This window comes from Aequorivita sublithincola DSM 14238 (assembly GCF_000265385.1).
GTDB lineage: Bacteria > Bacteroidota > Bacteroidia > Flavobacteriales > Flavobacteriaceae > Aequorivita > Aequorivita sublithincola.
This window is the reverse complement of record NC_018013.1, coordinates 3,440,821-3,456,915: the sequence shown is the minus strand read 5'-3', so window position 1 is coordinate 3,456,915 and position 16,095 is coordinate 3,440,821. Positions and strand designations below refer to the sequence as shown.

General features: G+C 38.0%; 15 protein-coding genes. All 15 read left to right on the top strand.

Annotated features, from left to right (window positions below; all coding sequences use genetic code 11):
* The first annotated feature begins 99 nt into the window (after window positions 1–99).
* The 15 genes from AEQSU_RS15710 to AEQSU_RS16935 all read left to right on the top strand — a co-directional run bounded on the left by AEQSU_RS15710 (window position 100) and on the right by AEQSU_RS16935 (window position 16,014).
* A complete protein-coding gene (locus tag AEQSU_RS15710) occupies window positions 100–3,873 on the top strand; it encodes an efflux RND transporter permease subunit (protein WP_014783865.1) in 3,774 nt (1,257 codons plus the stop codon).
* The gene (locus tag AEQSU_RS15705) at window positions 3,873–5,108 is read left to right on the top strand and encodes a TolC family protein (RefSeq protein ID WP_014783864.1); all 1,236 of its coding nucleotides are present in this window, start codon (window positions 3,873–3,875) and stop codon (window positions 5,106–5,108) included. The genes AEQSU_RS15710 and AEQSU_RS15705 overlap by 1 nt, the downstream gene beginning before the upstream one ends.
* A gap of 60 nt (window positions 5,109–5,168) precedes the next feature.
* A complete protein-coding gene (locus AEQSU_RS15700) occupies window positions 5,169–7,613 on the top strand; it encodes a multicopper oxidase domain-containing protein (RefSeq protein WP_014783863.1) in 2,445 nt (814 codons plus the stop codon).
* Window positions 7,614–7,673: 60 nt separating this feature from the next.
* Complete coding sequence (locus AEQSU_RS15695) at window positions 7,674–8,303, top strand: DUF3347 domain-containing protein (RefSeq protein WP_014783862.1); 630 nt, start codon at window positions 7,674–7,676, stop codon at window positions 8,301–8,303.
* Window positions 8,304–8,400: 97 nt separating this feature from the next.
* Entirely contained in the window at window positions 8,401–8,853 is a 453-nt protein-coding gene (locus AEQSU_RS15690; RefSeq protein WP_042492146.1) for a heme-binding domain-containing protein, read from the top strand.
* Between the two features lie 22 nt (window positions 8,854–8,875).
* Window positions 8,876–9,436, top strand: coding sequence for a DUF3347 domain-containing protein (locus tag AEQSU_RS15685; protein WP_014783860.1), 561 nt, complete (start codon window positions 8,876–8,878; stop codon window positions 9,434–9,436).
* A gap of 168 nt (window positions 9,437–9,604) precedes the next feature.
* Entirely contained in the window at window positions 9,605–9,742 is a 138-nt protein-coding gene (locus tag AEQSU_RS16810; RefSeq protein ID WP_014783859.1) for a hypothetical protein, read from the top strand.
* A 9-nt stretch (window positions 9,743–9,751) separates the two neighbouring features.
* Window positions 9,752–10,975: a permease gene (locus tag AEQSU_RS15680; RefSeq protein ID WP_014783858.1), complete on the top strand. Its 1,224-nt coding sequence runs from the start codon at window positions 9,752–9,754 to the stop codon at window positions 10,973–10,975.
* Between the two features lie 265 nt (window positions 10,976–11,240).
* The gene (locus AEQSU_RS15670) at window positions 11,241–11,723 is read left to right on the top strand and encodes a DUF305 domain-containing protein (protein ID WP_014783857.1); all 483 of its coding nucleotides are present in this window, start codon (window positions 11,241–11,243) and stop codon (window positions 11,721–11,723) included.
* A gap of 123 nt (window positions 11,724–11,846) precedes the next feature.
* A complete protein-coding gene (locus AEQSU_RS15665; RefSeq protein ID WP_014783856.1) occupies window positions 11,847–13,655 on the top strand; it encodes an efflux RND transporter periplasmic adaptor subunit in 1,809 nt (602 codons plus the stop codon).
* Window positions 13,656–14,156: 501 nt separating this feature from the next.
* On the top strand, window positions 14,157–14,369 hold the full coding sequence (locus tag AEQSU_RS15660; protein ID WP_014783855.1) for a heavy-metal-associated domain-containing protein: 213 nt from the start codon (window positions 14,157–14,159) through the stop codon (window positions 14,367–14,369).
* 264 nt (window positions 14,370–14,633) lie between these two features.
* Window positions 14,634–15,185 carry a hypothetical protein gene (locus AEQSU_RS15655; protein WP_014783854.1) on the top strand — a complete coding sequence of 184 codons (552 nt, stop codon included), beginning with the start codon at window positions 14,634–14,636 and terminating at the stop codon, window positions 15,183–15,185.
* A gap of 251 nt (window positions 15,186–15,436) precedes the next feature.
* Complete coding sequence (locus AEQSU_RS16945; RefSeq protein ID WP_245529085.1) at window positions 15,437–15,655, top strand: hypothetical protein; 219 nt, start codon at window positions 15,437–15,439, stop codon at window positions 15,653–15,655.
* A 33-nt stretch (window positions 15,656–15,688) separates the two neighbouring features.
* Entirely contained in the window at window positions 15,689–15,820 is a 132-nt protein-coding gene (locus AEQSU_RS16940; protein WP_342626290.1) for a nucleotidyl transferase AbiEii/AbiGii toxin family protein, read from the top strand.
* Window positions 15,821–15,858: 38 nt separating this feature from the next.
* On the top strand, window positions 15,859–16,014 hold the full coding sequence (locus AEQSU_RS16935) for a hypothetical protein (RefSeq protein WP_245529084.1): 156 nt from the start codon (window positions 15,859–15,861) through the stop codon (window positions 16,012–16,014).
* Window positions 16,015–16,095 lie beyond the last annotated feature (81 nt).

Here is a 16,095-nt window from a genome sequence, read left to right as displayed (position 1 = left end):
AGTCCTGCGGTACTTCCGTTTTGGGCTTGTTTTGTTGCGTTCAACTTCTTGAACCCAAACAATTCAATCATACTATTAACTGTCTAATTTTCAAAGTTTATGCTGAATAAAAGTATCAAATTTCTTATCGAAAACAAACTCGTTGCAGTACTTCTGCTTGTCGCATTTGTAGGTTTTGGAACAGTTTACGCGCCTTTTAATTGGGATACTGGAATTTTGCCCAGAGACCCTGTTGCCGTGGATGCCATTCCTGATATTGGCGAAAACCAACAAATTGTGTTTACTAAATGGGATGGTCGTTCGCCACAAGATATTGAAGACCAGATAACGTATCCATTGACCACGACGCTGTTGGGTATTCCAGGCGTAAAAACGATTCGGAGTTCATCAATGTTCGGATTTTCAAGTATCTATATCATTTTTGATGAGGATATCGAATTTTACTGGAGCCGAAGCCGAATTCTCGAAAAACTAAATTCACTACCAAGCGGCTTACTGCCCGAAGGTGTAAACCCAGCTTTGGGTCCCGATGCCACAGGTTTAGGTCAAATATTTTGGTACACGCTTGAAGGGCGAGACAAAGATGGCAACGTTACAGGTGGTTGGGATTTACAGGAATTGCGAAGTATTCAGGACTATTATGTGAAATATGCTTTGGCATCTGCCAGCGGTGTTTCAGAAGTGGCATCCATCGGTGGTTATGTCAAGGAATATCACATAGACGTCAATCCAGAATTGATGCGACAATACAACATTGGGCTTGCCCAAGTTGTAAAAGCTGTAAAGGAAAGTAATAAGGATATTGGTGCACAGACGTTGGAAATCAATCAAGCCGAATATCTCGTTCGAGGTCTGGGCTATGTAAAATCTGTGGCTGATATTGAAAATGCCGTTGTTACCTCTGAAAATTACACTTCGATAAAGATTAGTGATATTGCCAATGTTACGCTTGGTCCTGCTACTCGTCGTGGCATTTTGGACAAGGAAGGAGCAGAAGTGGTAGGTGCGGTTGTTGTTGCGCGCTATGGAGCAAATCCGATGGCAGTGATTACCAATGTCAAAGAAAAAATTGCGGAGTTAAGCAAAGGCTTACCTTCAAAAGTTTTGGCTGATGGTAGAACTTCACAAGTAACCATTGTTCCTTTCTATGACCGTACCGAACTCATACAGGAAACTTTGGGTACGCTCAACGAGGCGTTAACGCTTGAAATTCTTATTACCATTTTAGTTATCATCGTAATGGTGTTCAACCTTCGGGCCTCCATTTTAATTGCAGGACTTTTGCCCGTTGCGGTGCTGATGGTTTTTATTGCAATGAAATTCTTTGGTGTCGATGCCAATATTGTGGCGCTTTCGGGTATTGCCATTGCCATTGGTACAATGGTGGATGTGGGTATTATTCTCGCAGAGAATATAATAAGGCATCTCGATGAAGACGATAGAAAACTTCCTATAAATAAATTGGTATATAAGGCCACTGCCGAAGTATCTGGAGCTATTGTGACTGCCGTAATGACCACAATCATCAGTTTTATCCCTGTATTTACTATGATAGGAGCCGAAGGTAAACTGTTCCGGCCCTTGGCGTTCACAAAAACCTTTGCACTAACGGCATCCATAATTATAGCTTTGTTTATAATTCCGCCATTTGCGGCGATTTTCTTTAAAAACAGGAACCTTCATAAAAACACTGGCTACGGTATCAATAGCCTTTTGATTCTTGCTGGGTTTATTGCCGTGATTTTCGCACATTGGATTGGTGTAATATTGATAGCCTTCGGTGTTGTGGCACTTTCAAAACAAACCGATAAAGTGTCCCACAAACACTCGAATCATATTAATATCTACCTTTCTGTAGCTGCCATTGTGTTTCTTTTGGCGGAATACTGGCGCCCTTTAGGTGTCGATAAAAGTGTATTTTGGAGCCTTCTTTTTGTGGGCATTATCTGCTTTGGTCTGTTGGGAGTTTTTTCCCTGTTCCAAAGGTATTATACCCGAATTTTAAAATGGGCACTCGCAAACAGACTTTTGTTCTTGACCATTCCAACAACCTTATTGATTTTAGGTTTTCTCATTTTTAAAAACACGGGCAAAGAGTTTATGCCTTCCCTCAATGAAGGTTCATTCCTATTGATGCCAACCTCTATGCCGCATTCGGGAGTCGAAGAGAACAAAAGAGTATTGCAGCAACTAGATATGGCCGTGGCGAGCCTCCCCGAAATCGAAACCGTTGTCGGTAAATCGGGTCGGACGGAATCCGCACTCGACCCAGCACCTTTATCAATGTATGAGAATATGATTCAGTATAAACAGGAATATTTGCTGAAAGAAGGGAAACGGCAACGTTTTAAAGTAAATGATGACGGATTTTTTATGAAAAAAGATAGTAGTCTGGTTGAAAATCCAAATAATCCCGTTGGTTCTGAAAAAGTAGAAAATGCAAGAAAGAATGGCAAGAAAGTATCTATTACTGTCGATGCATCTTCAGAAAAATTGATTCCAGATGACGATGGCGAATTCTTCCGAAACTGGCGACCAGAAATCACTTCGCCAGATGATATTTGGAACGAAATTGTAAGAGTTACGAAATTTCCAGGCGTTACGTCCGCCCCAAAATTGCAACCTATCGAAACTCGTTTGGTAATGTTGCAAACCGGAATGCGCGCACCAATGGGAATAAAGGTAAAAGGTCAGGATTTAAAGCAGATTGAAGACTTTGGGGTTCAATTGGAAGATATACTGAAACAGGCCGAAGGCGTAAAACAGGAAGCAGTTTTTGCAGATCGTATCGTGGGAAAACCTTATTTGCTCATAGATATTGATAGAACAAAATTAGCGCGGTACGGAATTACCATTGAGGATGTTCAAAACGTGCTGCAAGTAGCCGTTGGCGGAATGGTGCTGACCCAAACGGTAGAAGGTAGGGAACGTTACGGCGTTCGGGTGCGCTATCCTCGTGAATTGCGTGGCGACCCATCAGATTTGAAGGATATTTATGTGCCTGTTGAAAAAGGCAGTCCCGTTCCCCTGAGCGAACTGGCAACCATTAAATACGAACAAGGTCCGCAAGTAATCAAAAGTGAAGATACTTTTTTAGTGGGCTATGTGCTATTCGACAAATTGGACGGTTTTGCCGAAGTCAACGTTGTGGAAAATGCACAGGCACTCATTCAGAAAAAAATTGATAGTGGCGAGTTGGTTATGCCAAAAGGCATCAGTTATAAATTCACAGGAACTTATGAGAACCAATTGCGTGCAGAAAAAACACTATCCATCATTGTGCCTTTGGCGCTCGCAGTCATCTTTTTAATATTGTATTTCCAGTTCCGTTCGGTTTCTACGACATTAATGGTATTTACAGGGATTACCGTCGCCTTTGCTGGTGGTTTTGTAATGATTTGGTTCTATGGTCAAGATTGGTTCTTGAACTTCAACTTTTTTGGCGAAAACCTGCGAGATCTCTTCAATATAAAAACCATCAATTTGAGTGTTGCGGTCTGGGTTGGTTTTATTGCCCTTTTCGGAATTGCGACAGATGATGGTGTAGTAATGGCAACCTATCTCACACAAACTTTTGATAAGAACGACCCAACAGATATTTCTGAAATACGAAAATCTACTTTAGAAGCAGCTTCAAAACGAATCCGTCCATGTTTGATGACAACGGTTACGACTATTTTAGCCTTGTTGCCAGTTTTGACATCAACAGGAAAAGGTAGCGATATAATGATACCGATGTCCATTCCTATTTTTGGTGGAATGCTATTGGACACAACGTCTTATTTTCTTGTGCCAGTACTTTATAGCTGGAAGAAGGAACGGATGGCGAAGAAGAGGCTGAAAAACGAATCACAACTTATAACTATTGAATAATGAAAAAAGATAAAACAAATATACAATTCGTCTTGTTTTTCGGGATATGTCTTTCAGCTTTCAATAGCTATTCCCAAGATTTAAATACCTATATAGACGAGGCAATTTCCAACAGCCCCGAAATCAAGAAATTTGAGTTGCGATATGACATTTCAACTGAAAAGGTCAACGAAGCCAACTGGATTCCCAATACCGAATTTAGCGCAGGTTATTTTGTAAGCACGCCCGAAACACGGGTTGGAGCGCAAAGAGCACGTATTGGTTTTAAGCAAATGTTGCCTTGGTTCGGCACTATAACCGCAAGGAAAAATTATGCAACTTCGATGGCGGAAGCAGATTACTTGGAAGTCACAATTGCAAAACGCAAACTGGTCCTTTCGGTAAGTCAGTTTTATTATTTATTATATGAAATTAGGGCAAAACAGGGCGTCCTTGACCAAAATATCGAGTTGTTGCAAACATACGAACGCCTTGCCCTCACTTCTGTGGAAGTTGGGAAAGCCTCTGCGGTAGATGTGCTGCGTTTGCAGATTCGGCAAAATGAATTGCAACAGGAAAAGGAAGTCCTGCAACAGCAGAACAAGGGCATACAGGCTGCGATGAACAGTTTGCTGAACCGTGAGTATAATAAAGAAGTCATTGTGGTAGATAGTCTGCAATTACCTCTTGAAGACAGACAACTTTCTTTTGAAGCATTAACCGTAAATCCAGAATTGCTAAAGTTCGATAAGCTCTATGAATCGGTCGCACAATCTGAATTGCTCAATTTGCGTGAAGCCCAGCCAATGTTTGGTTTTGGGGTAGATTATATTCCAGTTTCTGAACGAATAGATATGAATATGCCTGATAATGGCAAAGACATCGTAATGCCAATGGTTTCAATCTCAATCCCAATTTTCAACAATCGCTATAAGTCCATTACCAAACAGAACGATTTGCGCCAACAGGAAATTACATCACAGAAAGATGAACGATTGAATGGGTTAAAAACCGAACTGGCCAAGGCTATTTCACAACGAAACCAATCACGGATAAAGTTTGAAACGCAATCTAAAAACCTTCAGCAGGCAAAAGATGCTGAAGAAATCCTGATAAAAAATTACGAAACGGGAACGATTGATTTTAATGATGTACTCGACATACAAGAGTTGCAGCTAAAGTTTCAAACGAATCAAATCGAATCCATAAAAACGTATTATCAGCAATCCACAATCATCAATTATTTAACTATTTAAAACTCTAATCTTATGAGTTAAATTGTTCAAAAAAATTGAGGTAATTATATAAAAAATAAAATGAAAAACTTGAAATTTCTATTAATCCTAGTGCTACTAATTGGTCAAACAGTTGTTGCCCAATCCCTTTACGAAAAATCGACAGAAGGAAACCCTGACAATTTACCTGTTCACGAATATACCCTGACGTTAAAGGAAGAAATGGTCAACAAGGCTGGCAAAGAAGTGAAAGGGATGACGGTCAACGGAACAATACCTGGACCAACGCTCGAATTTACCGAAGGTGAATATGCAGTCATTTACGTAAAAAATGAAATGAGTGTAGAAACTTCGGTGCATTGGCACGGAATTATTTTACCGAATTTTTACGATGGCGTTCCCTATTTGACAACGCCACCCATACTGCCAGGCACCACTTTTAAATATGAATTTGCCATAACGCAAAACGGCACATACTGGTATCATTCCCATACAATGTTACAAGAACAGAGCGGTGTTTTTGGTTCTATCGTCATTAAACCAAAGGAAAAAACCTTGGATTATGACAAAGATTTGGTATTGATGCTATCAGATTGGACAAACGAAAAGCCAATGAATGTGCTTCGAAACCTAAAACGTGGTAATGAATGGTATCAAATGAAAAAAGGTACTTCAACCCCTTTAAATAAAGTGATTGCGAGAGGTGCCTTTGGTGCACAGCTCGATTTCTGGCGTCAACGAATGGAGGGCGCAGACATTGCCGATATTTATTACCCTGCATTTTTGATCAATGGAAAGGAAGTAGCTGAATATCCTGAATTTAAAGCTGGCGAAAAAGTACGCTTACGAATCATAAACGGTTCTGCCTCATCACAATTTTGGATGACTTTTGGTGGCGACACGCCAACATTGGTAGCAGCAGATGGTAAGGACGACGTTCCAGTAAAACACAATAAAACCTTCATCGCCATAGCGGAAACCTATGACTTTATCGTAACCGTTCCCGAAGATGGGAAGATTGAAATCCGTGCAATGGCGCAAGATGGTTCTGGAACTACCTTGGCGTATATAGGTTCTGGTAAAATTCTTCCTGCGGAAATTGTACCTAAACCAGACAAAATTCAAATGATGCAACAAATGGCAAAAATGAAGATGAAAATGGGTGCGCACGCATTGAAATTCCAACCAAAAAAGGATGAACGCTATGAAATGAAAGCCGAGTATGGAATGCAGATGGATGGAATGAAAATGGACGGAATGCAGATGGACCATTCCAAAATGAACATGAAGGACGCAAAAATGAATATGAATATATCCAAAGACTCAATGATGAACGATAAGATAGACCACAGTAAAATGGACCATTCTAAAATGAAGATGGAAGATGAAAAAATGAAAATGGATATGCCGAAAGATTCTATGATGAATGAAAAGATGGACCATTCCAAAATGAATATGAATGACGATAACACCAAAATGGATGGAATGGACACTATGCAAATGGACGAAATGGATATGTTTTCTGAATACAATTATGATTATTTAAAATCTCCAGAAAAGACCAATTACGATAAAGATATTCCCGTCAGGGAAATTTTATTGAACCTTACTGGTAATATGAATCGCTACATCTGGAGTATGAACGGTGTACCGCTTTCGGAAGCCGATAACATCAAAATAAATCATAAAGAAGTTACCCGTATCACTTTAAACAACCTCACGATGATGCACCACCCAATGCACTTGCACGGACACTTTTTTAGGGTCATTAACAAAAACGGCGAGTACTCGCCACTAAAACATACCGTGAACGTGGCACCAATGCAAGAGGTTACGATAGAATTTTATGGCAACGAATATGGCGACTGGTTCTTCCATTGCCACGTGTTATACCATATGATGAGCGGGATGGCGAGGGTTGTAAGTTACGATACACCGTCCGACCCAAGAATGTCGAATTATCCGGTTAAAAAATTAATCAATGAAGCAGACCAATATTACAAGTGGGCAATGGTTGATGCAGCATCGCATATGACTACGTTTAATTTCGTGTCCTCAAATATCCGAAACCAATTCAATGTTTCCGGAGAATATGGTTGGAACAAAAATCTTGAAGCAGAAGTAACTTATGAACGCTATCTACACGATTATCTTCGGGTTTTTGGTGGTGTGAATGTTGAAAACGAAATGGATGATAGTTTGGACCAAATAACGACAACTGCAATTGCTGGAGTTCGGTTTTTGACGCCTTATTTATTCAATCTCGATGTGCGGATTGACAGCAAATTGCGACCACAGATTAGTTTAAGTCGTGAAATCCTGATTTTCCCACGAACGGCAATTTTTGGAATGTATGAATATCAGGCTAATTTCGGTTGGGTTGATGACCTTCCAAATGGCGATGTTTTCGCCAAAGAAGTAACTTGGAATGCAGGAGTGGAATATTTTTTATCAAGAAACTTTTCATTGATGGCAAGCTACGACAATCGTTTCGGTGCAGGTGGTGGACTATCCGTGAGATTTTAATCATTCAATATATAGATCGAATAAAAACAAGTATTAATCTAAATCAAAATCAAAATCAAAATGAAACATTTAAAAGTAACAACATCGGTATTGGCTTTGGCCTTTGTAGGTCTTACAGCAATGTCTTGTAAAGACGGTAAAAAGGAAGAACATTCAGACGATGCAATGCATTCTGAAATGTCTTCTGAAGAAGGCCATCATCACGAAGAAGGAATGGAACACGATGAAATGGACGAGTCAAATGACTCGATGCATTCTGAAGCGCAAGCCTCTGACGCCAAACAAGTAATGGCAGATTATATGGTGTTAAAAGACGCATTGGTGGCTACAGATAAGGATGCTGCCGCCCAAGCTGGAAAGACATTGGAAAGTGCCCTTCGAGGTTTAAATATAAGTAGCTACACAGCCGAACAACAAAAAAAGTTGAAAGACATAGTTGCTGATGCAACCGAACACGCAGAACATATAGGCAAAAGCGAAATGGACCATCAACGAGAACATTTCAAAACCTTGAGCAAGGATATGATTGATATGGTTGCCATTACTGGAGCAGATAGTAAAATGTATCAAATGCATTGTCCAATGTATGATGGTGGTAGCCCTTGGTTAAGTATGGAGAAAGAAGTGAAAAATCCTTATTACGGTAGCAAAATGATGGGCTGCGGAAAAATGGAAAAGGAAATTAATTAAAAAATGGCATAGGACTGATTGACGTAAGACGTAGGACTAAAAAACTATGTTTTAAATGTCTTCCGTGCTACGTCCTAAGGTCTTAAGTCAATTCAGTATGAAAATTCTAAAAATCATTGCTCTTATTTTGCTTGTCGCTGTTATAGCAATCCAATTTTTTCCAATTGAATTGAACCAAAGCGATACCGTACCAAAAACAGATTTTCTCTTGGTAAACACCGTTCCGGAAACCATTCAGAAAAAGTTAGAGGTATCCTGCTATGACTGCCATAGCAATAATACAGAGTATCCGTGGTACAGTAAAATTCAGCCAGCAGCTTGGTTTTTAGAAGATCACATCAAAGAAGGTAAAGCCGAATTGAATTTCAACGAATGGGACGATTATTCCGATAGAAGAAAAAACAGCAAGCTAAAATCCATCATCAATCAAATTAAGGATGATGAAATGCCGCTGGAATCCTACACCTACATTCACGGCGACGCTATTTTTTCGACTGATGAAAAAAAGGAGATGATACAATTTATGGAACAATTGAGAGACAGTTTATAAACAACAATAAAATATAATAAAAATGAAAAATTTAAAAATAAGTATAGCAGCAATGCTATTGTTAGCAGTTTCTTTTACCAACGCACAGGAAAAAGAAAAAATGAACCACGAGCACGGAGATATGAAAATTGACCATAGTTCGATGAAAATGGATAAAATGAATCCATCAGCAGAAGCAGTTCTTACTGATTATTTCATGCTGAAAGATGCATTGGTAGGCGATGATACAAAAAAGGCAGCTCAAGCTGGAACTAAACTAATGACGTCTCTTAAAGCTTTTGAAACGAAAAGCTATACCAAAGAAGAACAAAAAGAACTTGCCAATATCATAGAAGATGCCACCGAACACGCAGAACATATTTCTGAAAGTCCCATAGACCATCAACGTGAGCATTTCAAAACCTTGAGCAAAGATATTACAGATATGGTTGCCATTACAGGGTCAAAAAACACACTTTATGAGCAGTTCTGCCCAATGTATGATAAAGGAAGTGCTTGGTTGAGCTCAAGTAACGAAGTTAGAAACCCATATTACGGTAGTAAAATGCTTAAGTGCGGAAAAGTTCAAAAAACTATTCAATAGATAACTTCTTTTTTAAAAATGTTGATGTTCCTGAAAGTAATCGCAGGAAGGTTAAAGTGGCATACTGATAATAAGATAGTTTTAAAGTCCTGAAATGGGAATGGATAGATTTTTGTTGATTTATTTAGTTTAATCCTTTCCCAAGTCAGGCACAATAAAGTAAAATATATGAAAGATTGTTGTAAAACAGGAACTGAAAATGAGAAAAAAAAAGGTGGCTTTAAAAAATGGTTCAATTATGCGCTTTATGGAATTATAGCCATAATACTTATCGGAGCCTTAATATCACAACTAACGCAATCATAAAACACGCGTATGGACAATTTTCTAAAACAATGGGGCGAGGCAGCCTATACAACCACTGGTTTTTTCTGGATGGCGCTTTGGGCATTTGCCTTGGGTTATATCATAAGTAGTATGATTCAGGTTTTTGTAACCGAGAAGAAAATGCAGGAAACAATGGGCGAAAATGAAGGCAAAGGTGTTTTGCTCGGAACATTTTTCGGTTTTATTAGTAGTTCGTGCAGCTTTTCGGCTTTGGCATCAACGAAATCCCTTTTCAAAAAAGGCGCAAGTTTTGTGTCGTCGATTGCATTTTTGTTGGCTTCGACCAATTTGGTTATCGAGCTGGGTATCATCATTTCTATCTTTCTTGGTTGGCAATTTATTGTTGGCGAATATGTCGGCGGAATTTTATTGATTCTCATTTCGTGGCTATTGATACGATTGATAAACCCAAATAAACTCATAGAAAACGCCCGAAAAAATCTAAAGGATAAGAACGATGATGATAATGACGAATCCAAATCGTGGCAAAAGAAAATACAATCTGAAAAAGGGTGGGCAAAGGTTTCCAGACAATATGGGATGGAATGGAAAATGGTATGGAAGGACGTAATTGTCGGGTTTACTATTGCAGGAATCGTAGCGGCGTTTGTTCCAGATTCTTTCTTTCAAACTTTGTTCATCAATAGCGGTAACGGAAATACTGATTTCAGTTTTTTTGAAATCCTGGAACACATCATTGTCGGGCCTATTGCTGCATTTTTGACCTTTATTGGCTCTATGGGAAATATTCCTTTGGCAGCTTTGTTATTTGGCAAAGGGGTAAGTTTTGCAGGTGTTATGGCTTTCATATTTAGTGATTTGGTCGTTTTTCCAATATTGCGAATCAATGCAAAATATTATGGTTGGAAAATGTCTTTATTCATCTTGTTCTTGTTGTTTACATCGCTCATTGGCGCATCTTTGCTTTTACATTATTCATTTGATTTGTTAAACATTTTGCCTGATCCATCACAAGTTAAAATTCAGGATAGTGAATACTTTAAAATAGATTATACCTTCTTTTTAAACCTTGCATTTTTGGCAATTTCAGGATTTATGCTCTATCTCGGTTTTTTCAAACGGAAAGATGTAAAACATATGAAGCAAATGGCACCCAAAAGTCAATTACTTGAAAATATTTTGAAATATGCCGCTTTGGTGTGCTACGTTTGGATTGCTGGCGGATTGGTTGTAAAATTTTTTATGAACTAAATGATTTTAATTAAACGAAACTAATTTATGACTATGGTCAATAGAAAAACAACAATCAAAATACGAAAGACCCACAGATATTTGGGGCTCTTCTTGGGATTCAATTCCTGTTTTGTACCATAAGCGGGATGTATTTTAGTTGGACGAACATAGACAATATTCACGGTGACCAATTCCGCAATCTGGATTATGTGCCAAAAACATTCGATCATCCTCAACGATTAGAAAAGTAAAAAAGTTAACAATAATTTAAAACCCGAAAACAATGGAAAATTCAGATCAACACAAAAGCAAGGGCAATTACACAACATTCATTTTGATGCTTGCCGCCTCATTTATCACGATGTACATCACAATGTACCTCAATACATATTCAATTGACCACGTTTATTTCAGTTTAACACGGTTCTACATGAGCTGTTTGGGAATAGCATCAATGGCAGGCATAATGTGGTTTTTTATGAGAAAAATGTATCAAAATAAGAAAAAGAACATTGCTATTTTATTGGGAAGTTTAATCTTGTTTGTAGGCGCACTCGGCTTGGTTAGGGCGCAAAGTCCAATCATTGGTGATATTCTTTGGATGAAAGCAATGATTCCGCATCACTCCATCGCCATTTTAACAAGTCAAAGAGCCGATATAAAAGATCCAGAAGTTAGAAAATTGGCCGATGGAATTATCGAAGCACAGCGTAAAGAAATCGGGGAAATGAAAGCAATGATAAAACGCTTGGAAGAAGCAAAATAATAATGAACACCAAACCTAACAGTTCTGAAGCTTCAGGATAAAACTTGTTAGGTTTATACAGATAAATTGTCTGGTCTAGCGCTCCCGAAGCTTTGGGAGAGACCTACTTTAATTATAATAATTATGAAAAAATACATCATTTACGTCGCAGTTTTAGCTATTGGCTTGGTTTTGGGTTACGTCATTTTTGGACGATCAGCGGAAGGTTCAATAAATGACAAGAAAATAACAGATATGAGCGAAAACGTCAGCCATTCTGAAGAACATCAAATGTGGACCTGTTCAATGCACCCACAGATTATGCAGCCCGAACCTGGCGACTGCCCAATTTGCGGAATGCATTTGATTCCCGCAGAGACAGGGGCAGATGGTCTTGCGTTGAACGAAATTAAAATGTCCGAAAACGCAATGGCTTTGGCGAATATTCAAACCACGATAGTTGGTAACGTTTCAGGGACGGATGATAACACGATGCAACTTTCTGGGAAAATTTTGGCAAATGAAGAGGCAAATGCCGTACAAGCCAGTTATTTTGAAGGCCGAATTGAAAAACTGAATGTCAACTTCACAGGCGAAGAAGTGCGAAGAGGTCAGTTGTTGGCTACAATTTATGCGCCAACACTTGTTGCTGCGCAACAAGAATTGATAACCGCTTCAAATATGAAAGAATCACAACCAGCATTGTACAATGCCGTTCGCAATAAATTGAAATTGTGGAAACTTTCAGAAAGCCAAATAAATCAAATCGAAAGCTCTGGAAAGGTGCGAGAAAACTTTCCAATATATGCTACTGTTTCCGGCACGGTTTCCCAAAAAATGGCAGAAGAAGGTGACTATGTAAAACAAGGCCAGCCTATTGTTAAAGTAAGCGATTTGGGAACTGTTTGGGCCATGTTTGATGCATACGAACGTCAAATTTCACAACTTAAGGTAGGTCAGAAAATAACAGTTACCACAAACGCCTATCCAAATAAGGAATTTGAAGCAACAGTTTCGTTTATAGACCCAACATTGAACACAAAATCCAGGACGGTTTCAGTTCGAGCTACATTGAACAATAAAGAAGATATATTAAAACCAGGAATGTTTGTAACTGCAAAGGTTGCAACGTCGCAAGCAAATAAAATGGAAACGCAAATTACCGTTCCAGCTACAGCAGTTATGTGGACAGGCGAGCGCTCTTTGGTATACGTAAAGACCGATCCCAACGAACCCGTTTTTGAAATGCGTGCAGTAACCTTGGGAACTAAAAACGGGAGCGTTTATACCATTACAGATGGTCTTTCCAACGGCGAAGAAATAGTTACAAACGGAACATTTACAGTTGATGCTGCTGCACAACTGCAAGGTAAAAAAAGTATGATGAACGCAACAGGTGGCAAAACAATGACAGGCCACGAAGGACATCTGGGTATGCAAGAAGATAGTTCCAGAAAAAACACAAATGAAGCCAATCATTCTCAAATGAACGAAAGAATTGAAGTTTCAAACAAATTTCAAAATCAGTTAAAACAGGTTTTTGATGATTATATCCTATTAAAAGATGCTTTGGTAAATGATAATGGCAAGCGCGCTCAACAAGCAGGAAAGCAAATAGACCAATCATTAAAAAAAGTAGATATGAAATTATTATCGGACGAAAAAGCACATAACCATTGGATGACCATTCAGAAAGAACTGAAGAATTCTGCTAATGCTATTGAGAACAGTTCGGATATAGCATCGCAAAGAGGACATTTTAAGCATCTTTCTGCCCATATGATAAGTAGTGTGGAGCTTTTTGGGGTTAACCAAAAGGTTTACCTAGAATTTTGTCCAATGGCCGATAACAATAAGGGTGCTTACTGGATAAGTTTGGAAAAAGAAATAAAAAATCCATATTATGGAGAAGATATGTTAACCTGTGGCGAGGTAAAAGCAACCTTACAATAAAACGAATTATGGATTAATCAAGTAATCTAAATAAAGCAATAAAGTAATCTTGGATTTATAAAGGGGAACGATAATGAGTGAAACCAGAAGGAATAGAAGGAAAAATAAAAAATTGAGCATCAACCCAAAAGTGATATTCCAAAAATGGATAAAATTTTAGCTTTGGTTGTGGTAATATTGATTTTTGTGGTTGCTACAATAGCGGCCGTTTATTATTCTTTATACAAATCTGGATTAACATTATTACGATATGAGTGAAACTATCCATATTAAAAATATGGTCTGCCCAAGATGTATCTCGGCGGTATCTAATATTTTGGAACAACTTGAAATGCCGTATGTTTTTATAAAATTGGGGGAAGTTAAATTAGTTTTATCCCGTAAATAGGTTCTTATTGGATCCAATGATTGCAGGAATGGCAATGGCTTTCAGTAGCGTATCAGTAGTTCTAAATAGCTTAAGGCTTAAACGAATAAAACTTAATTATAAATTCAAATAAAATGAAAACTTTAAAATTTAAAACAAATATCAATTGTGGAGGGTGCGTATCAAAAGTAACCCCTTTTTTAAACAAGCAAAAAGGTGTTGAAAGTTGGGAGGTTGATACCGCCAATCCTGATAAAATTTTGACCATTGAAAGCGATGGTGCTTCAGAAGAAGATATAAAGGCAACATTGCAAAAAGTGGGCTTTAAAGCGGAAACTGTTGATTGATACTCTCATTATATTTTAATCTTGGTTGTGAGTCGTTTGTTTGCTAATCATTTTGTGGAAAAGCGAAATGTTATAGCATAAAAGCCATTTCCATAGTATGGCACAAATTAGTGTCGATAAAATATAGTTCACCAGCGAATTGAGTAGTTCGTTAAAAAAGGTTAAGTTTTTATTCGATCCCTTAAAATTCAGTTAAAAACAAAACCATCGGTAAATATTAACCGTTAGTATACAAAACAGTAATAAAAATCAAACATTAAAATTATGAAAACAGTAAAATTATTTGCACTATCAATGTTAGTTTTTATAGGTTTGGCAAGTTGTAGTTCAGATGATGACAATACGCCAACACCTGTAGTAGCTAACTATTCAGGAACTCTAAATCAATTGAACAATTCTGGGGCTTCTGGAATGGTAAACATTATAGTTGATAACAACAAGATGACCGTTAGTGTCACAGCAACTGGAATGGTTCCGAATCAACCACATCCACAGCACATTCACGGTAAAGATGATGGATCAAATGCCACTTGTCCTCCAACTTCAGCAGATACCGATGGTGATGGTATAATAACGATTCCAGAAGGGGCTCCTTTTTATGGTGCAGTATTGTTACCTTTAGAGGATTTTCCAATGGCTGATGCTAATGGAAATGTGAATTATACTAAAACTTTCACACTTGGAGAAAATGGAGTTCTAACTCTTGAGGCACTTGGCACATTAGAGAATAGAACCATAGTATTGCACGGTTTAAATAACGGTGGTTCGTATGTTGCAACAATTCCCGTGGCCTGTGGTGAGATTACCAAAATTTAAGTTTAATCAAAATATCTTTAAGGGTTTAAAGTTACGAAAGTAACTTTAAACCCTTTTTATTTTTGACTAACGAAATAAATATTTTGACTGCTTCGTGGCGTAACGGTGAAGTGTTAAAAAATTGAACAATTACAACTGAATACCTTAATTATTAATCCTTCTCTTCCATTATAGCCCGAAATTTCGCGGCGGAACAGCTTTGCATAAACTATATTTAAACCCCGCTCCATGATACTCTGAAGATATTTCTTGTGCAAATAAAGGAAGGTCTAATCAAACCAATTTTAAAGCGTATTGGCGAGGTAATTACTTTCTTTGAAGAAAAGAGGAGTACCCAAGTGCGAGGTCACGGAGCAAAATCTTTATACCGATTTAATTCAGAATATGAAAACGAACGTAGAAGACTTAAATTAGAAATCAATTGTAAGGAACACTTCAATGTATTGGATTGGGTGGATTTTTCATTTTAGGTAAATAATCCGTGGTTCGAAGGAAAAGCGAATATAAAAACTTATAGTATAAATAAACTTTTAGGAACTAAGCTCAGAGCGTTATATCAAAGAAGTAAAGGACGAGATCTTTTTGACTTGTATTACTCCCGTCAAAATATGGAGCTTGACCTCGAGCTATTTTAAAATGCTCTTAAGTGTATTTGGAGTTATCATAAGAAACGGTGCCATCTCAAAAGGAGTTTCTATTAAGTATAGAGGCGAAGGAAACCGATGTCATATTTACAGGAGATATGGTAGGCCAGTTAAGTCCAGATAACAATTATGATCAGAAGGTAGCTTTTGAATGGTTAAAAGACGAAATTATTAGCAAAAAGTAAGGATTCAATGAGAAAATTTGCGGAGTGATTCAAAAAGGAAAAACATTAAAATAAAAAACCTGCAAACAATTGGTTTACAGG

Bases quoted from the DNA above. Each gene is read 5' to 3' on its own strand.
- AEQSU_RS15710 (WP_014783865.1), top strand. From the start codon at position 100: ATGCTGAATAAAAGTATCAAATTTCTTATCGAAAACAAACTCGTTGCA.
- AEQSU_RS15705 (WP_014783864.1), top strand. From the start codon at position 3,873: ATGAAAAAAGATAAAACAAATATACAATTCGTCTTGTTTTTCGGGATA.
- AEQSU_RS15700 (WP_014783863.1), top strand. From the start codon at position 5,169: ATGAAAAACTTGAAATTTCTATTAATCCTAGTGCTACTAATTGGTCAA.
- AEQSU_RS15695 (WP_014783862.1), top strand. From the start codon at position 7,674: ATGAAACATTTAAAAGTAACAACATCGGTATTGGCTTTGGCCTTTGTA.
- AEQSU_RS15690 (WP_042492146.1), top strand. From the start codon at position 8,401: ATGAAAATTCTAAAAATCATTGCTCTTATTTTGCTTGTCGCTGTTATA.
- AEQSU_RS15685 (WP_014783860.1), top strand. From the start codon at position 8,876: ATGAAAAATTTAAAAATAAGTATAGCAGCAATGCTATTGTTAGCAGTT.
- AEQSU_RS16810 (WP_014783859.1), top strand. From the start codon at position 9,605: ATGAAAGATTGTTGTAAAACAGGAACTGAAAATGAGAAAAAAAAAGGT.
- AEQSU_RS15680 (WP_014783858.1), top strand. From the start codon at position 9,752: ATGGACAATTTTCTAAAACAATGGGGCGAGGCAGCCTATACAACCACT.
- AEQSU_RS15670 (WP_014783857.1), top strand. From the start codon at position 11,241: ATGGAAAATTCAGATCAACACAAAAGCAAGGGCAATTACACAACATTC.
- AEQSU_RS15665 (WP_014783856.1), top strand. From the start codon at position 11,847: ATGAAAAAATACATCATTTACGTCGCAGTTTTAGCTATTGGCTTGGTT.
- AEQSU_RS15660 (WP_014783855.1), top strand. From the start codon at position 14,157: ATGAAAACTTTAAAATTTAAAACAAATATCAATTGTGGAGGGTGCGTA.
- AEQSU_RS15655 (WP_014783854.1), top strand. From the start codon at position 14,634: ATGAAAACAGTAAAATTATTTGCACTATCAATGTTAGTTTTTATAGGT.